This is a genomic window from Arthrobacter sp. HY1533 (genome assembly GCF_027568515.1).
GTDB lineage: Bacteria > Actinomycetota > Actinomycetes > Actinomycetales > Micrococcaceae > Specibacter.
Genome location: NZ_JANKZF010000011.1, coordinates 43,979 through 62,687 on the forward strand (window position 1 = coordinate 43,979; position 18,709 = coordinate 62,687).

Below are 18,709 nucleotides of genomic sequence, written 5' to 3' on the forward strand. Positions count from 1 at the left end.
ACCCGGCCGCCGCGGTGCGCGGCGCCGAGACAAGCTGTGCGGGCAATGCGCCCATTGCCGGGCATGTGTCTTTCACGCTAGAGGTTTCAGATCAAAAGATCCAGAGTTTTGCGGACTTGTGGCGACGTTCCGCCATGGATCACATACTGAAACCAACAGAACATCTTTGCTGATGCGCCACCTTTGAAGGAGGGCGAGTTCAATGACGAACCATCCGGAATTCCTGAACCACCCGGGAAATGCCGCCCTGAAGGCGGGAAGCAACAGCCTGCAGGGCGAGTACCTGCTGCCGTCCACCGACGCCGTCCGGCTTATCAACTCCGACGGCACCGCACACACAGGCACCAAGTACAAGGAAACATACGCACTGCCAGACGCCCAGAGGCTGCTGCAGGGCTACGGGGAGCTGGTCATGGGCCGGCGGATCAACGAGCAGGCCGGCGCCCTGGTGCGGCAGGGGCGGATGGCGGTGTACCCGTCGTCGTTCGGGCAGGAGGCCTGCCAGGTGGCGGCAACCATGTGCCTGCGCGGCAGCGACTGGCTGTTCCCCACCTACCGCGACACCGTGGCCGTGCTGGGCCGCGGCGTGCCGCCCATGGAGGCCTTCGAGGCGCTGCGAGGCGACTGGCACAGCGGCTTCGACCCCCTTGAGCACCGCACCGCCCTGCCCGCCACACCGCTGGCCACCCAGCTGCTGCACGCCGTTGGCGTGGCCCACGCGGCCAAGCTCCGCGGCGAGGACACGGTGGTGCTGGCCCTGTGCGGGGACGGCGCCACGAGTGAGGGCGACTTCCACGTGGCCCTGAACTTTGCCGCCGTCTTCCACGTCCCGGCCGTCTTCCTGGTGCAGAACAACCAGTACGCCATCTCCGTCCCGCTCATTCACCAGAGCGTGGCGCCGTCGCTGGCCCACAAGGCCATTGGCTATGGCATGCCGGGTGAGCGCGTGGACGGCAACGACCTCGCCGCGCTGCTGGCCGTGCTGGGCAGTGCCGTGGACAGGGCGCGCAACGGCGGCGGGCCCGCCCTCATCGAGGCCCACACCTACCGGATGGAGGCGCACACCAACGCCGACGACGCCACCCGCTACCGTTCCGCCGCCGAGGTGGCCCAGTGGGCGCCGCGGGACCCCCTGCTGCGGCTGGAAAAATACCTGCACGACGCCGGGACCCTGGGTTCCGCCGACGCGGCCGGTTTCGCTGCGGCCGCGGAGGAGACGGCCAAGGCACTGCGGGACGGCCTGAACGCCCCCACCGAGCCGGACCCGCTGGACATGTTCCGCTTCGTCTTCAGCGAACCCACGGCCCAGTTGCAGGAACAAGGCAGGCAGCTCGCGGCCGAACTCGCCGCCGCTTCCACGGAAGGCGGCCGGCCATGACGGCAACCCCAGCCGTGGAAGCCCCGGAACTCTCAGGTGTGCAAAGCCTGACGTTCGCCAAGGCCCTGACCCTGGCCATGGCCGATGCCATGGAGGCCGACAACTCCGTGGTGGTCTTCGGCGAGGACGTGGGAAAGCTCGGCGGCGTGTTCCGGGTGACCGACGGGCTGACCGCCCGCTTCGGCGAGGAGCGCTGCTTTGACACGCCTCTGGCGGAATCCGGGATCGTGGGCATGGCCACCGGCATGGCCATCAACGGCATGCGCCCTGTGGTGGAGATGCAGTTCGATGCCTTTGCCTACCCCGCCTTTGAACAGATCACCAGCCACGTGGCAAAAATGGGCAACCGCACGCGCGGCCGGGTCCGCCTGCCGCTGGTCATCCGCATCCCGTACGCAGGCGGCATTGGCGGGGTGGAGCACCACTGCGATTCCTCCGAAGGGCACTACGCCCACACCCCGGGACTCGTGGTGCTGACGCCGTCGAACGTTGCGGACGCCTACACAATGCTGCGCGACGCCATCGCCTCCCCGGACCCCGTGGTGTTCATGGAGCCCAAGAAGTTGTACTTCTCCAAGGCCGAGGTGGACCTGGATGCGCTGCGCTCCCGCTACGATGCGGCCGGCAGGCTGGACCGGGCGGACACCGTGCCCTCCGGCATTGGGCATGCCGCCGTGCTGCGCGAGGGCACCGATGCAACGCTCATCGCCTACGGGCCGTCGGTGGCCCCGGCGCTCGCCGCCGCGGAGACTGCCGCGGCCGAGGGGCGTTCCCTTCAGGTGGTGGATGTGCGCTCCCTGGTCCCGTTCGACGACGAAACCGTCAACGCCGCCGTCAGGTCCACGGGCCGGGCCGTGGTCATTGCCGAGGCGCCGGGCTTCGCCTCGATGGCCTCGGAGATCGCGGCCAGGATCCAGGAGCATTGCTTCCATTCACTGGCCGCCCCCGTGCTGCGCGTGACCGGATTCGACATCCCCTACCCGCCGCCGCGCCTGGAGAAGCACTTTCTGCCGGGTGTGGACAGAATTCTTGACGCCGTGGACCGGCTCCAATGGGAGGAATCATGAACGGACAGGTGTTCCTGCTGCCGGATTTGGGTGAGGGCCTGGTCGAGGCCGAGATTGTGCGCTGGCTCGTGGAGGTGGGGGACACCGTCCGGGTGGACCAGCCCCTGGCCGAGGTGGAAACGGCAAAGTCAGTGGTGGAGGTGCCCTCGCCCTACGCCGGCACGGTGGCCACGCTGCACGGCGCCGAGGGCAGCACGCTGGAAGTGGGCAAGCCGCTGGCCACGATTGCGGCCGATGAGGCTGGGGTGCCCGACGCCGGGGTGCCCAGCCCGGTAGCCGAGGACTCCGCGGGTCCCGAAGGCTCCGGCAACGTGCTGATTGGCTACGGAACGTCCGGCACGGATGGCCCGGGCCGCAGCCGGCCGCCAGTGGTGGCCGCGGCACGGCAGGCGCCCCTTGTGGTCTCGCCCGTGGTGCGCAAGCTGGCCCACGACCACGGGATTGCCTTGGCCGGCATCCCCGGCACGGGCCCTGACGGGCTGATCCTGCGGGCGGACGTGCAGGCCGCCATCGCCGCCGTTGAACCGCCCGCCGCGCCGGCCGCACCGGCGGAACCGCCTGTGGCGCCGCAACAAGCGGAACCACGGCGGGAGGCGGCGGAAGCGCCTGCGCCTGCGTCCGGCGTCGTGGACCAGCGCACCGGGCTTGCAGTGATGTCCAGGACACCCCTGACCGGGCTGCGGAAGGCGGCGGCCGAGGCCATGGTGCGCAGCCGCCGGGAGATACCCGAGGCCACCGTCTGGGTGGATGTGGACGCCACGGCGCTGCTGGAGCTGCGTGCCGGGATGCAGGCGCAGGGCTCGGCGCCGGGCCTGCTGGCCTTTGTCACGCGGTTTGTCGTGGCCGGGCTGGCCCGCTTCCCGCAGCTGAACATGCAGCTGGCCGGCGACGGCGGAACGGACTCCGTGGTGGAGTTCGCCGGCATCAACCTGGGCTTCGCCACGCAAACCGAACGCGGGCTCGTGGTGCCTGTGCTCCGCAACGCCCAGGGCCGCAGTGCCAGGGAACTCGACGCGGCCATCCGCGGGCTCACCGCCAGGGCATTGGAGGGGCATGCCGGGCCGGGCGAGCTGGGCGGCGGCACGTTCACCATCAACAACTACGGCGTGCTGGGCGTGGACGGCTCGGCCGCCATCATCAACCACCCGGAGGCGGCCATGCTGGGCCTGGGCCGCATCATGGACAAGCCGTGGGTGGTGGACGGGGAACTGTGCGTGCGCAAGATGACGGAGCTGACCCTGGCCTTTGACCACAGGGTCTGCGACGGGGCAGTGGCCGCCGGCTTCCTGCGCTTCGTGGCCGACGCCATGGAAAACCCGGCGGCGGTGCTGGCCGACTTGTAGGGTGGGGGCATGGCAGAACAGCAGCCGGGGCCTGCCTCGGACGGCACCTGGCAGGACCTCGGTGGAGGCAGCTTTGTCCTCGCCAGCAGTGCCGCACGCGCCCTGGTGAACATCGGGCTCGTGGTGGGGCGTGAGCGGGCCCTGCTGGTGGACACCGGCTGCGGCCCCCGCCACGCCACCGAGATCCTGGCCGCCGTGCGGGCCCTCACCGCACTGCCACTCCTCGTGGTGAACACGCACGCCCACTGGGACCACTTCTTCGGCAACGCGGCGTTCCGGGATGCGGGCACCACAACCATCTGGGCGCACGCCGCCGCTGCCCGGGCCATGGAACGCACGGGGGAGTCGCAGCGGGCCGAGGTGGCCGGCGTCGAGCCTGACATGGCGGCCGGCAGGGGACCCGGCACGGAGATTGTGCTGCCCACACACCTGGTCCAGGAGGTGCCAGTGGTGTTGGACTTGGGCGGCACAGTGGTGGAACTGTTCACGCTGGGCCGCGGGCACACGGACGGCGACCTCATGGTGGGCGCTCCCGGCGTGCTGTTTGCCGGGGACGTGCTGGAGGAAGGCGCCGAGCCCCAGTTCGAGGACGCACACCCGCAGGAATGGGCCGCGGTGCTGCGCCGGCTTGGCACCATGGCTGCCAGGTACCCCGTCATGGTCCCCGGACACGGCCGCCCCGTGGACGCGGCCTTCGCGGCGGCCCTGGCGCCGGTTGTCCAGGCCCACAGCTAGACCCTCCCTCACTTTTGGGGGTGTTTCGGGGAACGCTCCCTCACTTTCGGGGGTGTTTCGGGGAACCCTCCCTCACCGCCGGACCCCATGGCAGCGATGGCGTGCTTTCCGGCAGCGCAATCCCACCTCCGCGGCGGGTCTAGAGTGGGGACAGTGAGCAAGAACGCCAAACCCGGAGACTTCAGCCTGTGGTCCATTGCCCTTCCGGCATTTGGGCCATCACTGCTTTTTGGCATTGGTGAAGGGGCCATCCTGCCCGTCATCCCGCTCATGGCACGTGAGATGGGCTCCTCGCTGGCAGGGGCATCACTGGTGGTGGCACTCATCGGCATCGGCTCCCTGGTCAGCAACATCCCGGCCTCACTGATCACCGCAAAATTTGGCGAACGGCGCGGCATGGTGGGTGCGGCCGTGCTGAGCCTGGCAGCCATGCTCACCTGCGTGTTCGCACACAACATCTGGGCGCTCGCCGTGGGCGTGTTCCTCATTGGAGCCTCCGCAGCCGTGTTCAACCTGGCGCGGCAAAGCTACCTGACCGAGGCCGTGCCGCCGCTCATGCGCGCCCGCGCCATGTCCACCCTGGGCGGCGTGGGCCGGATCGGCCTGTTCGCGGGTCCCTTCATCGGCGCCCTGGCCATCCACCTCACGGAGCTGTCCGGGGCCTTCTGGGTTGCAGCAGTTGCCGTTGCCGCGGCCGGGGCTGTGGCATGGTGGCTGCCGGATCTGGAGCCCAGCGGCGGTCCGGCACCCACCGGCCCGGGCCCCACCGTGCGCTCGCTCATGGCCGCCCACAAACGTGTCTTTTTGACCGTGGGCATCGGCGTGCTGCTGGTCAGCGCCGTGCGCTCGTCACGGCAGGTGGTGGTGCCGCTGTGGGCCGACAACCTTGGCCTGAGCCCGGCGGCAACCTCGGTCATCTACGGGCTCTCCGGCGCGATCGACATGCTGGTGTTCTACCCCGCGGGCAAGGTCATGGACCGCAAGGGGCGTAACTGGGTTGCCGTCCCCTCCATGGTGCTCATGGGCGCGGCCCTGCTCCTGATCCCGCTGACCACCGGCGCCACCACCCTGCTGCTGGCGGCCCTGCTCATCGGCTTCGGCAACGGGATTGGCTCAGGCCTGATCATGACCCTGGGCGCCGACTACTCGCCGCGCCACGGCCGCGCCCAGTTCCTGGGCATCTGGCGGTTCATGTCCGACGCCGGCGGGTCCAGCGGGCCTGCCCTCCTGGCCCTGCTCACGGCGGCCGTTTCGCTGTCCTTTGGCATTGCCGCCACGGGCGTCCTGGGCCTGGCCGCGGCGGCCGTGCTGGGCTACTGGGTGCCGCGGAACAAGGCAGTCCACCGCTAGGGAGCAAGACGGCCCGCGCCAGGGGGATCCCTTGACTTCCGGCACGGGTGGGCCAAGGATGGGGCCATGGGGACTCAAATGGCAGCATCGTGGCAGGGATTGAAGGACAAGTTGGCCGGGGCATTCGCGCAGTGGGCCCGGCACAGGGCGCGGCTGCGGAAAGCCCGCACCGGCTGGCCCCTCGGGGAAAAGTCGTGGCCGGGGCCCTGGCTCCACCGCTGACCGCACACTGACGGACGCCCCAGGTGACGGCCGGCCCCGCAAACGGCCGGGACGGCACCCACGGACAAGCCCAGAAAGTTTTTGACGCCCGGTAGCGGCGCCGCGAATCATGGGAGCATGAGCTCAAGATTCGAGGCCGTTTGGCGGGCCGTGCAGGAAAAAGTGGATTCGGGGTGGGCACCCGGCATCGTGGCCGGCGTCCGGCACCGGGGCACCACGGAATACTTCGCAGCGGGGGTGCGGACGCTGGGCGGGCCCGAGCCAATGCAGGCCGGCACACCCTTCCGCATGGCGTCGCTGGGCAAGCCCATGGGCGGCGCGCTGGCCGTGGCCATGATGGCCGACGGCACCCTGGCCCCCGACGACCCCGCGGACATGTGGCTCCCCGAGCTGGCCTTCCCCCACGTCCTCACCAGCCCGGATGCACCCCTGGACAGCACGGTCGCGGCGGAGCACGAGATCACTGTCCGGCAGCTGCTGACCCTGACCCACGGCATGGGCTACATGGACCCGGACACGCCGCTTGCCCATGCGATGGACGCGGCCGGCCTGTTCCCTGGCGCCCGCCGCCACACGCTGCACCCCGATGAATACATGGCCCGCGTGGGTGGGTTGCCGCTGGCGCACCAGCCCGGCACCCGGTGGAGCTACCACGTGGGCAGCGACATCCTCTCGGTCCTGCTGGCCAGGGCCGGGCGGGCCCTGCTGGCCAGGGCCGGGCGGGCCCCGCTGGGCCAGCTGCTTCAGGAGTACATCGGCACACCCCTGGGACTGTCCGCCACTGCCTTTTACGGCGATCCGGCCGAGCTTCCCACCGCCTATGAACCAACCTCGGAGGGACTTGCCGTGTTCGATGAACCTTCCGGCCAGTTCTCGCAACAGCCGGAATTTGAGTCCTTCGGCGGCGGCCTGGTGTCCAGCGTTGCGGACTACCTGACCTTCCTGGCCGCCCTGGCCGACGACTCCCTGCTCCCGGCCGAGCTGCGGGCCGAAATGACCCGGGACCAGCTCACCGAGGCACAGAAAGGCGGCTCGGAGGAGCTGCTGGGCCCCGGCATGTCGTGGGGCTGGCAGGTTTCCGTGCAAACAGGGGAGGCCGACCCCTGGGGAGCGCCCGGGCGGTTCGGTTGGATGGGCGGCTCAGGGACCACCGCATTCGTTGACCCGTCCAGGGAGCTCATCGGCGTCCTGTGCACGCAACGGATCATTATGGACGCCTACGACGACTTTTCCTGGTTCTGGGGACCCCTCGCGAAGGCAGCGGGGCCCGCCGGCACCCGGGCGGGACAAGCAGGCTAGCGCAAGGTCCGGCGTCGCACGGGAATGGTCAGCAGGAGCGTTCCGGCCATGGCCAGCACATAGCCGGCCACCACAATCAGGCCCACCCCGGCCAGGAAATAGCTCACGGTGCTCGTGGCGCCGGGGACTTGGGCTGCGCGCAGCACCAACGCCCCGGCCAGGCCGGCCAGCAGTGCCATGAATGCGGCCGCGGCCGTCCAGCCGCGTGCCGAGGCCCAGTGCTGGTTGGCGCCGAGCCACACGTTCCATGACGGGCCCGTGCGCATGACGGCCAGGGCGGCCAGGGCAGTCCAGCACGCCACCACAAAGAATGCGGCAATCACGTCGGCAGGCCGGTGCCATTGGTTGATCAGCGTGGAAAGTCCGGCCATGATGGCGTAGCTGCCTCCCACAAACGCGGCCGCGGGCCGCCACCGCGGGGAAACCACCAGGAACACGGCCGCGGCCGCGCTGGCGGCCAGCGTGCTGTGGCCCGACGGCAGGGAATTCAGGGCAAGCGTGTTCACGCCCAGGTTGGGGCGGTCGGGCAGGCCCGCCTTGATCAGTTGGGTGGACAGGTTCGCGGCGGCCATGGCGGCGATCGCGATGCCGGCCGCCTTCCACCGCCGGCGGGCCAGCGTGACGAACAGGACCACAATCGCGGCAATGACCACCGAGGTGACCGGCAGCAGGTCCAGGAGCTGGGCCGTCTGCACGCCGATCCGCTGGCGGGCCACGGCGGCCTCCACCAGGGCGGACTCGTCGATGAACTGGCCCGTGGTTGTCTTGACGAAGAACCTGTAGCTCAACAGCAGCCCGGCCAGGCAGATGAACGCCGCCGCGAGGAAGGGCCAGGCGGCGATGCGCGCGGCGGTGCGGCCGTGCTGGCCTGGGCGGTGGGACGCGGCGTGGGTATTCATCGCCTCTAGGTTCCCACAGATTCATGGGAGGCCGCGGACCGTGGGGCTACAGTGTAGGGATGCAATCGACCCCGCCGCTCGAGCAGCTCCTTGCCTCCGCCCACGTCGTCTCCCTGCCCATGCGCGTGAAATTCCGGGGTGTGGAGGTCCGCGAGGCCGTGCTCCTGGACGGCCCGGCGGGCTGGGCGGAATTTTCCCCATTCACCGAGTACGACGACGAGGAGTCCTCCCGCTGGCTGGCCTCGGCCGTGGAGGCCGGCTGGCTTGGGCACCCCGAGGCGGTGCGGTCCTGGATCCCCGTCAACGCCACGCTGCCCGCGGTTTCAGCCGAGCAGGTTCCGGCCGTGCTGGGCGCCTATGACGGCCTGCACACCGTGAAGATCAAGGTGGCCGAGGCAGGCCAGACGCTCGCAGACGACGCCGCCCGCGTGGGCGCCGTGCGGAACCTGCTGCCAGATGCCGCGATCCGCGTTGACGCCAACGGCGGCTGGAGCGTGCCCCAGGCCGTGTCGGCACTGCGCATGCTGTCTGTGTTCGGGCTCGAGTACGCCGAACAGCCCGTGGCCACCATCGCCGAGATGGCGGCCGTCCGCGAAGCCCTGCGCGGATCCGTGCTCATTGCCGCCGATGAAAGCGTCCGCAAGGCCACTGACCCACTGGCCGTGGCCCGGGCCGGCGCCGCCGATCTCCTGGTGGTCAAGGCCGCACCCTTGGGCGGGGTTCGCCGGGCCCTGGAAATCGTGGCCGAGGCCGGCTTGCCCGCCGTGGTCAGCTCCGCCCTGGACACCTCCGTGGGCATCGGCACGGGCCTGGCCCTCGCCGCTGCGCTGCCGCAGCTGCCCTACGCCTGCGGGCTCGGCACGGTCTCACTTATGGCGGGCGATGTTGCCACGCCGAGCCTGGTGGCCGTGGCCGGCGGCATGGCCGTGCGCGACGTTGTGGCGGACCCGGAGCTGCTGGCCCACTTTGCCGCCCCGGCCGAGCGGCAGCAATGGTGGCTGGAGCGCATCCGACGCTGCCACGCACTGCTGTAGCGGTGCAGCCGGGTGGCTAGAGTGGTTGGGTGACTTTACTTAGCTCCATGGACGCCGCCCGCTACGTTGTCGACGCACTTGAACGCGCCGGCGTGCGGCAGGTGGTGCTGGCCCCCGGATCCCGCAGCGCGCCCCTTGTCTACGCCCTTGCCGAGGCTGAGGCCGACGGCCGCCTCACCGCACACGTCCGCATTGACGAGCGTGTTGCCGGGTTCACGGCCCTGGGCCTGGCCATGGGCTCCGGGCTGCCCGCCGCCGTCGTGACCACCTCCGGCACAGCCGTGGGCAACCTGATGCCGGCCGTCATGGAGGCCAACCATGCCGGAACGCCGCTCGTGGTGCTCTCCGCCGACCGGCCCGAGGAACTGCGCGGCACGGGCGCCAACCAGACCACGGCGCAGCTGGACCTCTTCGGCGACCATGTGCGCTTCGCCACGGACGTGCCCGCCGGCGCCGACCCCACCTCGGCCATTGCCACGGCCCTGAGCGCGGCCCAGGGCAGGCTCGAGGGCATTCCCGCCGGCCCCGTCCAGGTCAACCTGGCCTTCCGCGAGCCCCTCACCCCGGCGCTGGACGGCTCCGAGTGGGAGCGGCTGCTGCCCGTGGTGGACTCACCGGCATCCCTGCTGGAAACTGACGACGGCGATGACACGGCCGCCGCGGACAGCGGCCCCGCGTCCGCGGCGGGGGCCAGCCCCGTGGCGGGCACCGAGGCGGCGATCCTGCTGCCCTCCACAAGCCACCGGACAGTGGTGGTGGCCGGCCACGGCGCAGGCCCGGAGGCCGAGTTCTTTGCCCGCACACTGGGCCTGCCCCTGCTCGCCGAGCCCTCCTCCAACGCCCGCTTTGGTCCCAATGCGGTGGGCCCCTACAGGCTGCTGTTGGAGCAGTTCGGCCCCGGCAGCACGCAGCCCATTGAGCGCGTTGTCGTATTTGGCAGGCCCACGCTTTCGCGGCAGGTCAGTGCCCTGCTGGCCCGGACGGAGCTGGAACGGGCATTGTTCCTGCCCCGCCCCGTGCCGTGGTTTGAGCCGGGCCGGCGCGCGGAGCTGGTGCTGACCCAGTGGGACCAGCTGGTGGGCTTTGCCGGCCAGGGGCCCGAAGGGTGGCTGGAGGCCTGGCAGCAGGCGGCCGCCACGGCCGAGGCTGCCCTGGAGGCATTCCTGGCTGCGGATGGGGAACAGGCTGCGGGGCTCAACGGGCCGCAGGTGGCCCGCCTGGTCTGGGCACGGTCGCAGCAGGATTCCGGCAGCAACCTCATGCTGGGTTCCTCCAATCCGGTCCGCGACGCCGAGCTCGCCGCCCTGCCCACCGCGGCCAACAACATCACTGCGAACGCCAACCGCGGCCTGGCCGGGATCGACGGAACTGTTTCCACGGCCACCGGCCTGGCCCTGTCCACGGGCAGGCCCACCCGGGCGCTCATGGGCGACCTGACATTCCTGCACGATTCCGGCGCCCTCAATTTGGGGCCCGCCGAGGCCCGGCCACTGCTGCAGCTGATCGTTCTGAACGACGGCGGCGGCGGCATCTTCTCGGTCCTGGAGCACGGCACCTTGGCGCAGGCACCCAACTACGCGGCCGCCGTCGAACGCTTCTTTGGCACGCCGCACACGGTGGACCTGGCGGCGCTGGCCGCGGCCCACGGCTGGGCACATTCGGTGGCACGGACCGCGGCGGAACTCGCCGAAGCCCTCGCCGCGCCGGTGCAAGGCCCCAGCATCATCGAGGTAGCCGCGGCAGGGCGCGACGGCCTGCGGGAAATGCACGCCAAGATCAAGGCAGCCTTAAATAAGTAACCGGGTCTCGACAGGCTCGACCCCCGGTGGTCGAGCCCGTCGAGACCCGGAACGTTCAAGGCGCTAGAGGACCCGGCTGAGGAACTCCTTGGTCCGGTGGTGCTGCGGGTTGGCGATGATCTCGCGCGGCTTGCCGCTTTCCACCACCACGCCGCCGTCCATGAACGTCAGGGTGTCGCCCACCTCGCGGGCAAAGCCAATCTCGTGGGTCACCACGATCATGGTCATGCCCGACTTGGCCAGGTTCTTCATGACCTCCAGGACGTCGCCCACGAGCTCCGGGTCCAGGGCGGAGGTGGGCTCATCGAAGAGCATGAGCTCCGGCTCCATGGCCAGGGCGCGGGCAATGGCAACACGCTGCTGCTGCCCGCCGGAGAGCTGGGAGGGGTAGAAGTTGGCGCGGTCGGACAGGCCAACCATCTCCAGCAGTTCCAGTGCCTTCAGTTTCGCGGCGGCCTTGGACTGCCGCTTGACCTGGGTGGGTGCCTCAATCACGTTCTGCAGGGCGGTCTTGTGCGGGAACAAGTTGAAGCGCTGGAACACCATGCCGATTTCGCGGCGCTGGGCCGCGATCTGCTTGGTGTTCAAATCGTGCAGCCTGCCGTTGACGTCCCGGAAGCCGATCAAGTCATCGTGCACATAGATGCGCCCGGCGCTGATGGTTTCCAGGAGGTTGATGCAGCGCAACAGGGTTGACTTGCCGGATCCGGAGGGGCCAATGATGACCGAGACCTCCCCGGGCTTGACCTGCATGTCGATGCCGCGCAGCACGTGGTGGTCGCCGAAGAACTTGTGGACGCCCTGAATGTCCACCAGGGGCGCTACGCCGGCGGAGGCCGGTACGGGGGCTGGTGCTGTGCTGGTCATGGCTTTTCGCCTTCCGTGGTTCCGTCGGCGGTGTCGACCGGTTTGGCGTGGGCAGCCGCGACGGCCGCGGTGGCCTTCACGGGTGCCTTCATGACGTTGTCCACGCCCTTGCCGAAGTGCCGCTCAATGAAGAACTGGCCCACCATCAAAACCGAGGTGACAACCAGGTACCAGAAGGCGGCAACCATGAGCAGGGGGATGGGCAGGAAGGTCCGGCTGGCCAGCGCGTTGGTCACGAACGTCAGGTCCAAGGTGAACGGGACGGCCAAAACCAGCGAGGTGGTCTTGAGCATGCCGATCGTCTCATTGCCTGTGGGCGGGATGATGACGCGCATGGCCTGCGGCAGGATGATCCGCCACATGACCTTGGAACGCCGCATGCCCAGGGCCTCGGCTGCCTCCATCTGCCCGTTGTCCACGGACTTCAGGCCGGCCCGGAAGATTTCCGCCAGGTAGGCGGACTCGTTCAGGCCCAGGCCCACAATGGCGGCCACCGTGGCATTGATGACAGTGGCGGTGTCCCAGGAGAAAAGCTCCGGGCCAAACGGCACGCCAACAATGATCTTCGGGTACAGCGCACCGATGGAACCCCAAAACAGCAGCTGGGTGTAGACAGGGGTGCCGCGGAAGAACCAAACCCACACCCAGGAAACATACCTGAACAGGGGGTTGTCGGACTGGCGCATGAAGGCCAGCAGGATGGCCAGCACAATGGCGATTGCCATGGCGCTGACCGTCAGGACCAGGGTCCAGCCAACGCCGCGGATGACGAGCACATCGAACAGGTAGGTCCTGAACGTTCCCCAGTAGAACTTGGGGTTGACGGTCATCGACTGGATGGCCAGGGCCAGGACCAGAAGAATTGCGGCGGCACCTACCCAGCGCCACGGGTGCCGGACCGGAACTGCGTCAATCAGTTCCAGCCCGGCCGCCGAACCCGGCGTGGCCTTGCGGCCAAATGGTCTGGCCACTGGCTTAGCCGGCCGTCGGGTTCAGCACGGCCTTGGTCAGGGCGCCGTCCGTGTTGTTCCAGGTGGTGAGGATCTTCGTGTAGGTGCCATCTTCGATGAGCTTGTTCATGACCTTTTCAATGACCTGGGCGAAGGCAACATCGTCCTTGGCGATGGCAATGCCCTGCTGCGCTGCATCGTAGGTGCTGCCCAGGGTTTCCAGCTGGCCGTTCGTCTTGGCGAGCGCGTTGTTGATGATGGGGGTGTCGGCGCTCATGGCATCGATGGTTCCACCGACCAGGCGAGTTGTGACATCGGTCTGGTTCTTGAGGGAGACGATCTCAATGGCGGGCTTGCCGTCGGCCACGCACTTGGCGGAGCGGTCCTTGACGTCCGGGTCTTCCTCGACGGTGCCCGTCTGGACGCCCACCTTCTTCCCGCACAGGTTCTCCATGGTGATGCCGTTGGGGTTGCCCTTCTGCACGGCCCACAGCACGCCGGCGTTGAAGTAGCTGACAAAGTTCACGGCCTTGGAACGCTCCGGGTTGATCGTGAAGGAGGAGATGCCCAGGTCGTAGACGGTGCCCAGCTTGGGCAGGATCGAGGAGAAGTCAGCGGTCTGGACCTCCGCCTTCTTGCCCAGGGTCGCGGCGATTGCCTTGGCGAAGTCCACGTCGTAGCCGATGGGCGTCTGGCCGTCCTTGTCCAGGAACTCGGCCGGCTCATAGGAGGTGTCCGAGCCAACCGTGATGGTTGCCTTGTCCTTGACGCTGGCGGGCAGCAGGGCAATCAAGGCGTCGTCCTTGGCTACCGTGGTGGGATCAAATGCCGCGGGCTGTGATGCGCCCGGGGTGCTGCCGCCACCGTCCTGTGAGGCTGTTGTGCAGCCGGTCAGTGCCAGTGCTGCAACGGCAAGCACGGCTGCCGCGCGAACGGTCAGCTTGGTTGAGATATGCATGTTTGTCCCTCATGTTGTTCTGGAGCGCCGTTTCGTGGGGCACTGCTTAAGTGGAACTAGTGTAACCCGGCGTGATTTGCATCACGGTAAACTGTATTTCACTATTGAACAACTCGGCGAGTGGGCTGGCAAGAGGGTATTTTGCCGACCTGTCTGGTGGACCGGACAGGAAAACGGTTACTGGCGGTCCGCCAGGTTCAGGGCCTGCAGCATGGGCCGGAACTTGGCCCACGTCTCGGCCAGTTCGGCCTCCGGGTCGGAAGCCTCCACGATGCCGGCGCCGGCGTAGAGGCGCACCCGGTGCGCATCTTCCAGGACGGCTCCGCGCAGCGCGATGCCCCACTCGCCGTTGCCGGCTCCGTCCAGCCAGCCCACGGGCCCGGCATAGGGGCCGCGGTCCATTTTCTCCAGTTCCAGGATGAGCCGCCCGGCATCCTCGCGCGGTGTCCCGCACACCGCCGCGGTGGGGTGCAGGGCCTCAACAAGGGCCAGGGAGGTGGGCAGGTGGCCATTTGAACTGGCCAGCTGGGCCGTGACGTCCGAGGCCAGGTGCCACACGTTGGGCAGCTCCAGGATGAACGGTTCGGCCGGGAATGAGAGGTCCGTGGCGAAGGGCGCCAACTGCCGCGTCAGGGAGCGGACGGCAAAGTCGTGCTCCTGGCGCTGCTTGAGTGAACCGCCCAGCACGGTGTCGGCGAAGCCGGTGGATCCGGCCGGTTCGTCCTCCCGGTCAAGGGTGCCGGCGAGCACCCTGGCCTGGGCGGTCTGGCCGTCCACCTTGATCAGGATCTCTGGCGTGGCACCCACCAGGCCGCGCACCCCGTAGGTCCAGCATTCGCTGTAGAGGCCCACCAATCGTTGCAGAATTGAAACCCGCTGCACGGCCTCCGGGAACGTTGCGAGAACGTCGCGGGCCAAAACCACCTTTTCCAGGCCGCCGCGGGCAATGGCTGCCACGCCCGCGGCCACGGAGGCCTTCCATTCCTCTTCGGTGAGCGCCCCGGAACGCACGGTGCCCGCGGAGGGGTGTGCCGGCGTCGAACGCGCAGAAACAGGGGAGCCAATGGCCACTGTCTGCTCCAGCAGGGCCAGGGCGGAACCGGCTGTGGGGATGGTGCCGTCGAGCGTGAGCTGGGTCAGCCAGGCGGTGCCGTCGGCAAAGCCCACCACGAGGGCCGGGACAATGAGTTCCGAGGGGTGGTCGCTGGTCTTGGAGAAGGCAAAGGAGCCAAACGCCATGGCCCCCGTGCCGGGCATGCGCACCGAATCCTGCACCACGGCGTCGGCCAGCAGGGACTTCCACCACTGCTCGGCGTCGCTGAACCGGGACGTGCCGGTGCCCGTGAACGCTGTGATTTCGCCGAAGCCCAGCAGGCCCTCGCCGCGGCGCAGCCAGCACAGGGGGCCTTCGGGGGACCCGGCGGCCAGGAGCCCGGCGGGCCCGCCCGCGGCGAGCCGCTCCAGCGTGGCCGGATCCAGGGCCAGGGTGAGGGTTCGCAGCGGATGGGTGCCCAGGGAAGCAGTCATGATGAGACCAGATTACTCGCCCGGACCCGGCAGTTCGGCGCAGCGCCGGTGTGATGGCCCACAAGTGGCCCGCACCGATGCACGAACCGGGGCAAAGTTTGAGAGACTAAGGGGGTGAACCGTGCATCCTTGGAGAAGCGTCCGGAAGAAATGGCCGCCATGTTTGACGACGTGGCCCCTAAATACGACATCGTCAACGACATCCTGTCCATGGGACAGACGCGCCGTTGGCGCCGCATTGTGGTTGATGCGGTGGGCGCCGTGCCCGGCCAGCGGGTCCTTGACCTGGCCGCGGGAACCGGCACCTCCAGCGAACCCTACGCCGACGCCGGCGTGGACGTGGTGGCCTGCGACTTCTCCGTGGGCATGCTGAAGGTGGGCAAGCGCCGCCGCCCCGACATCGACTTCATTGCCGGGGACGCCACCAACCTGCCGTTTGCCGACAACTCCTTTGACGCCTCCACCATCTCCTTTGGGCTGCGCAACGTCATTGACCCCAAGAAAGCCCTGCGCGAAATGCTGCGCGTGACCAAGCCCGGCGGCAAGCTGGTTGTGGCCGAGTTCTCCCACCCCACGTTCTCCCCGTTCCGCACCGTGTACACGGAATACCTGATGCGCGCCCTGCCGCCCATCGCCAAGAAGGTGGCCTCCAACCCGGACGCCTACGTGTACCTGGCCGAGTCCATCCGCGCCTGGCCCAACCAGGACAACCTCTCCGCCTGGCTCACCGAGTCCGGCTGGGAGAACGTGGCCTACCGCAACCTCAGCGGCGGCATCGTGGCCGTGCACCGCGCCACCAAGCCCGCAAGCTAAACGTGAAGGTACTTGTTGTAGGTGCCGGCCCCGCCGGATCAACCGCCGCCTGGCACCTGGCCAAGGCCGGGATCGACGTCACCGTGCTGGAGAAGACCCGGTTTCCGCGTGAGAAGGTCTGCGGCGACGGCCTGACCCCGCGCGCCGTCCGCGAAATGCAGCTCATGGGCCTGCCGCACGACCCCGCCGAGGGCTGGCGCCGGAACAAGGGCCTGCGCCTGATTGCCGGCGGACGCACCGTGGAGGTCCCGTGGCCGGAGCTGAGCAACTTCCCCAACTATGGCCTCATCCGCACCCGCCTGGGCTTCGACGAGTCCCTCGCCGCGCATGCCCGGGCCGCAGGCGCAACGATCCTTGAGGGCCATTCGGTCACCACTGCCATCACGGACGACGCCGGCACCGTGGTAGGTGCCAGGGCGTCACTTTTGGATAGCTCAGGCAGGAAGACGGGCGAGACTGCCGACTTCCACGCCGACGTGGTGCTGGCCGCCGACGGCAACTCAACCCGCACAGCGGTGTCGCTTGGCCTGGAAAAGCGCGACGACCGGCCCATGGGCGTGGCCTACCGCACCTACTTCACCTCTCCCCGCCACGACGAGGACTGGATGGAGGGGTGGCTGGAACTGAAATCCCCCGAGGGCAAGACGCTGCCCGGCTACGGCTGGGTGTTCGGTGTTGGCGACGGCACGGCCAATGTTGGCCTGGGCATCCTGAACTCCTCCAAGGAGTTCGGCAAGCTGGACTACCGCCAGGTGCTGCGCGACTGGACCGCCGGCATGCCCGCCGAGTGGGGCTTCACACCGGAAAACCAGGTGGGCGCCATCCGGGGTGCGGCGCTGCCCATGGGCTTCAACCGCACACCGCACTACTCCAACGGGTTGATGCTGCTGGGTGATTCCGGCGGCATGGTGAGCCCGTTCAACGGCGAGGGCATTTCCTACGCCATGGAATCGGCCCGGTTCGCGGCCGAGTTCATCGCCAGGGCTTCGGGCAGCAACTCGAAGCTGGCCTCGGCGCATGCCCTGTCCGGCTACTCCGACTTTGTCCGGGAACAGTGGGGCAGCCACTTCACCCTGGGCCGCACCTTTGCCTCCCTTATTGGCAATCCGGGGATCATGAAACTGGCCCTGCGCACGGGCATGCCCATCCCTGTGCTCATGCGCTTTGTGGTGCGGCTGATGGCCAACCTCACCGACGCCGGAGAACGGGGTTTTGAGGATAGAGTGATTCACTTGTTGGAGAAGCTCGTCCCCGCCACCAGCAATCAGGACAATGCAGGCACATCCAAGCAACAATCCCTACCAATAGTTAGTGTTAAGCAGTGACTACTTCCGCAAACCACAGCTGGACCCCTGCAGGGCAAGGACGCCCTGATTCCCACGAGCCCGAGCCCAGCACCATGGCCATTGCCACCGGATTGCAGTTGCCGGCCGGATTCACGGCCGTTGCCGAGGACCCGGACCTGGGCCCCTCCATCTCCATGAGCATGGCCAAGGTGGAAAAGGTGCTGCGCGAGGCAATCGCCCACTCCGACCCCTTGGCCGACGCCACGAGCCGCCACCTGGTTGAGGCCGGCGGCAAGCGCATCCGGCCGCTGCTGGTGCTGCTCGCCGCACACCTCGGGGACCCCAACCTGCCGGAGGTGGTGCAGGCCGCCGTCGTGGTTGAACTGACGCACCTGGCCACGCTCTACCACGACGACGTCATGGACTCCGCGCCATACCGCCGCGGCGCACCCACAGCCCACGAGGTGTGGGGCAACACCGTGGCCATCCTGACCGGCGACTTGATCTTTGCCCGCGCCTCGATCCTGGTGTCGCAGCTGGGCGGGCGCGCCCTGGAAATCCAGGCCCGCACCTTTGAGCGCCTGTGCCTGGGACAGCTGCACGAGACCGTCGGCCCGCGCGAAGACGAGGACCCCATTGAGCACTACCTGTCCGTGATCGCGGACAAGACCGGCTCGCTCGTGGCCGCCTCCGGCCAGCTCGGCGCCATCTTTGCCGGGGTGGATGAAGAAATGCAGGATGTATTGCTCGAGTACGGCGAGAAGGTGGGCGTGGCCTTCCAGCTGGCCGACGACGTCATCGACGTCACCGGGCTGAAGCAGGTTTCAGGCAAGTCACCCGGAACCGATCTGCGCGAGGGTGTTCCCACGCTGCCCGTGCTGCTGTTGCGCAACGCAGCGGCTGCCGGCGATGCCGCGGCGGCTGCCGTTCTTGAGCTGGTGGACGGCGACCTGAGCAGCGACGAGGCCCTGGCGCAGGCCGTCACAGCCCTGCGCGAACACCCCGTCACCCAGGAATCCTGGGCCGTGGCCCGCGAATGGTCGGATGCCGCCGTTGCCTCGCTTGCCCCGCTGCCCGAGGGAATTGTGAAGACGGCCCTGGCCAGCTTCGCCGAGGCCGTGGTCTCCCGCGACGTTTGATGTGCCGCGCCAAGGGCGCGCCAGACACTTGAGGGTGCGTATG

16 protein-coding genes are annotated in these 18,709 nt (G+C 68.6%); 11 read left to right on the plus strand and 5 right to left on the minus strand.

Annotated elements, in window-relative coordinates; all coding sequences use genetic code 11:
* Window positions 1-202 precede the first annotated feature (202 nt).
* The 6 genes from PCK14_RS10330 to PCK14_RS10355 all read left to right on the plus strand — a co-directional run bounded on the left by PCK14_RS10330 (window position 203) and on the right by PCK14_RS10355 (window position 7,394).
* Complete coding sequence (locus PCK14_RS10330) at window positions 203-1,378, plus strand: thiamine pyrophosphate-dependent enzyme (RefSeq protein WP_269938408.1); 1,176 nt, start codon at window positions 203-205, stop codon at window positions 1,376-1,378.
* Window positions 1,375-2,445, plus strand: a complete 1,071-nt coding sequence (locus PCK14_RS10335) for an alpha-ketoacid dehydrogenase subunit beta (protein WP_269938409.1) — start codon at window positions 1,375-1,377, stop codon at window positions 2,443-2,445. The genes PCK14_RS10330 and PCK14_RS10335 overlap by 4 nt, the downstream gene beginning before the upstream one ends.
* Entirely contained in the window at window positions 2,442-3,788 is a 1,347-nt protein-coding gene (locus PCK14_RS10340) for a dihydrolipoamide acetyltransferase family protein (RefSeq protein ID WP_269938410.1), read from the plus strand. The genes PCK14_RS10335 and PCK14_RS10340 overlap by 4 nt, the downstream gene beginning before the upstream one ends.
* Before the next feature lie 9 nt (window positions 3,789-3,797).
* Window positions 3,798-4,523, plus strand: a complete 726-nt coding sequence (locus PCK14_RS10345) for an MBL fold metallo-hydrolase (protein ID WP_269938411.1) — start codon at window positions 3,798-3,800, stop codon at window positions 4,521-4,523.
* Window positions 4,524-4,676: 153 nt separating this feature from the next.
* A complete protein-coding gene (locus PCK14_RS10350) occupies window positions 4,677-5,873 on the plus strand; it encodes an MFS transporter (RefSeq protein ID WP_269938412.1) in 1,197 nt (398 codons plus the stop codon).
* Window positions 5,874-6,212: 339 nt separating this feature from the next.
* A complete protein-coding gene (locus PCK14_RS10355) occupies window positions 6,213-7,394 on the plus strand; it encodes a serine hydrolase domain-containing protein (RefSeq protein WP_269938413.1) in 1,182 nt (393 codons plus the stop codon).
* Here the strand turns inward: PCK14_RS10355 and PCK14_RS10360 are convergent.
* The gene (locus PCK14_RS10360; RefSeq protein ID WP_269938414.1) at window positions 7,391-8,293 is read right to left on the minus strand and encodes a phosphatase PAP2 family protein; all 903 of its coding nucleotides are present in this window, start codon (window positions 8,291-8,293) and stop codon (window positions 7,391-7,393) included. The two genes, PCK14_RS10355 and PCK14_RS10360, sit on opposite strands and share 4 nt — an antisense overlap.
* Before the next feature lie 59 nt (window positions 8,294-8,352).
* Here PCK14_RS10360 and PCK14_RS10365 point away from each other — a divergent pair, with 59 nt between their 5' ends.
* Together PCK14_RS10365 and menD are read left to right on the plus strand one after the other, a co-directional pair.
* Window positions 8,353-9,327 carry an o-succinylbenzoate synthase gene (locus PCK14_RS10365; RefSeq protein WP_269938415.1) on the plus strand — a complete coding sequence of 325 codons (975 nt, stop codon included), beginning with the start codon at window positions 8,353-8,355 and terminating at the stop codon, window positions 9,325-9,327.
* 47 nt (window positions 9,328-9,374) lie between these two features.
* On the plus strand, window positions 9,375-11,126 hold the full coding sequence (gene menD, locus PCK14_RS10370) for a 2-succinyl-5-enolpyruvyl-6-hydroxy-3-cyclohexene-1-carboxylic-acid synthase (protein WP_269938460.1): 1,752 nt from the start codon (window positions 9,375-9,377) through the stop codon (window positions 11,124-11,126).
* A 63-nt stretch (window positions 11,127-11,189) separates the two neighbouring features.
* Here the strand turns inward: menD and PCK14_RS10375 are convergent, their stop codons facing one another.
* From PCK14_RS10375 to PCK14_RS10390, 4 genes are all read right to left on the minus strand, one after another.
* The gene (locus PCK14_RS10375) at window positions 11,190-11,993 is read right to left on the minus strand and encodes an amino acid ABC transporter ATP-binding protein (RefSeq protein ID WP_269938416.1); all 804 of its coding nucleotides are present in this window, start codon (window positions 11,991-11,993) and stop codon (window positions 11,190-11,192) included.
* Window positions 11,990-12,964 (minus strand): amino acid ABC transporter permease, encoded by a 975-nt coding sequence (locus PCK14_RS10380; protein WP_269938417.1) that lies wholly within the window; start codon window positions 12,962-12,964, stop codon window positions 11,990-11,992. Before PCK14_RS10380 ends, PCK14_RS10375 begins: the two co-directional genes overlap by 4 nt.
* Before the next feature lie 4 nt (window positions 12,965-12,968).
* Complete coding sequence (locus tag PCK14_RS10385; protein ID WP_269938418.1) at window positions 12,969-13,901, minus strand: ABC transporter substrate-binding protein; 933 nt, start codon at window positions 13,899-13,901, stop codon at window positions 12,969-12,971.
* Window positions 13,902-14,078: 177 nt separating this feature from the next.
* Window positions 14,079-15,428 (minus strand): isochorismate synthase, encoded by a 1,350-nt coding sequence (locus tag PCK14_RS10390; RefSeq protein ID WP_269938419.1) that lies wholly within the window; start codon window positions 15,426-15,428, stop codon window positions 14,079-14,081.
* Between the two features lie 114 nt (window positions 15,429-15,542).
* On the opposite strand from PCK14_RS10390, the gene PCK14_RS10395 reads away from it, so the two are divergent.
* Genes PCK14_RS10395 through PCK14_RS10405 form a run of 3 tightly spaced genes read left to right on the plus strand, consistent with a single transcriptional unit; the run spans window position 15,543 to window position 18,666 of the window.
* Window positions 15,543-16,241: a demethylmenaquinone methyltransferase gene (locus PCK14_RS10395; RefSeq protein WP_269938420.1), complete on the plus strand. Its 699-nt coding sequence runs from the start codon at window positions 15,543-15,545 to the stop codon at window positions 16,239-16,241.
* 2 nt (window positions 16,242-16,243) lie between these two features.
* Window positions 16,244-17,566 carry a geranylgeranyl reductase family protein gene (locus PCK14_RS10400; RefSeq protein WP_269938421.1) on the plus strand — a complete coding sequence of 441 codons (1,323 nt, stop codon included), beginning with the start codon at window positions 16,244-16,246 and terminating at the stop codon, window positions 17,564-17,566.
* The gene (locus PCK14_RS10405) at window positions 17,563-18,666 is read left to right on the plus strand and encodes a polyprenyl synthetase family protein (RefSeq protein WP_269938422.1); all 1,104 of its coding nucleotides are present in this window, start codon (window positions 17,563-17,565) and stop codon (window positions 18,664-18,666) included. Before PCK14_RS10400 ends, PCK14_RS10405 begins: the two co-directional genes overlap by 4 nt.
* The last annotated feature ends 43 nt before the right edge of the window (window positions 18,667-18,709 follow it).

Excerpts from the sequence above, each read along its gene's own strand:
- PCK14_RS10330 (WP_269938408.1), top strand. The coding sequence starts at position 203 with ATGACGAACCATCCGGAATTCCTGAACCACCCGGGAAATGCCGCCCTG.
- PCK14_RS10335 (WP_269938409.1), top strand. The coding sequence starts at position 1,375 with ATGACGGCAACCCCAGCCGTGGAAGCCCCGGAACTCTCAGGTGTGCAA.
- PCK14_RS10340 (WP_269938410.1), top strand. The coding sequence starts at position 2,442 with ATGAACGGACAGGTGTTCCTGCTGCCGGATTTGGGTGAGGGCCTGGTC.
- PCK14_RS10345 (WP_269938411.1), top strand. The coding sequence starts at position 3,798 with ATGGCAGAACAGCAGCCGGGGCCTGCCTCGGACGGCACCTGGCAGGAC.
- PCK14_RS10355 (WP_269938413.1), top strand. The coding sequence starts at position 6,213 with ATGAGCTCAAGATTCGAGGCCGTTTGGCGGGCCGTGCAGGAAAAAGTG.
- PCK14_RS10360 (WP_269938414.1), bottom strand. The coding sequence starts at position 8,293 with ATGAATACCCACGCCGCGTCCCACCGCCCAGGCCAGCACGGCCGCACC.
- PCK14_RS10365 (WP_269938415.1), top strand. The coding sequence starts at position 8,353 with ATGCAATCGACCCCGCCGCTCGAGCAGCTCCTTGCCTCCGCCCACGTC.
- menD (WP_269938460.1), top strand. The coding sequence starts at position 9,375 with ATGGACGCCGCCCGCTACGTTGTCGACGCACTTGAACGCGCCGGCGTG.
- PCK14_RS10375 (WP_269938416.1), bottom strand. The coding sequence starts at position 11,993 with ATGACCAGCACAGCACCAGCCCCCGTACCGGCCTCCGCCGGCGTAGCG.
- PCK14_RS10385 (WP_269938418.1), bottom strand. The coding sequence starts at position 13,901 with ATGCATATCTCAACCAAGCTGACCGTTCGCGCGGCAGCCGTGCTTGCC.
- PCK14_RS10390 (WP_269938419.1), bottom strand. The coding sequence starts at position 15,428 with ATGACTGCTTCCCTGGGCACCCATCCGCTGCGAACCCTCACCCTGGCC.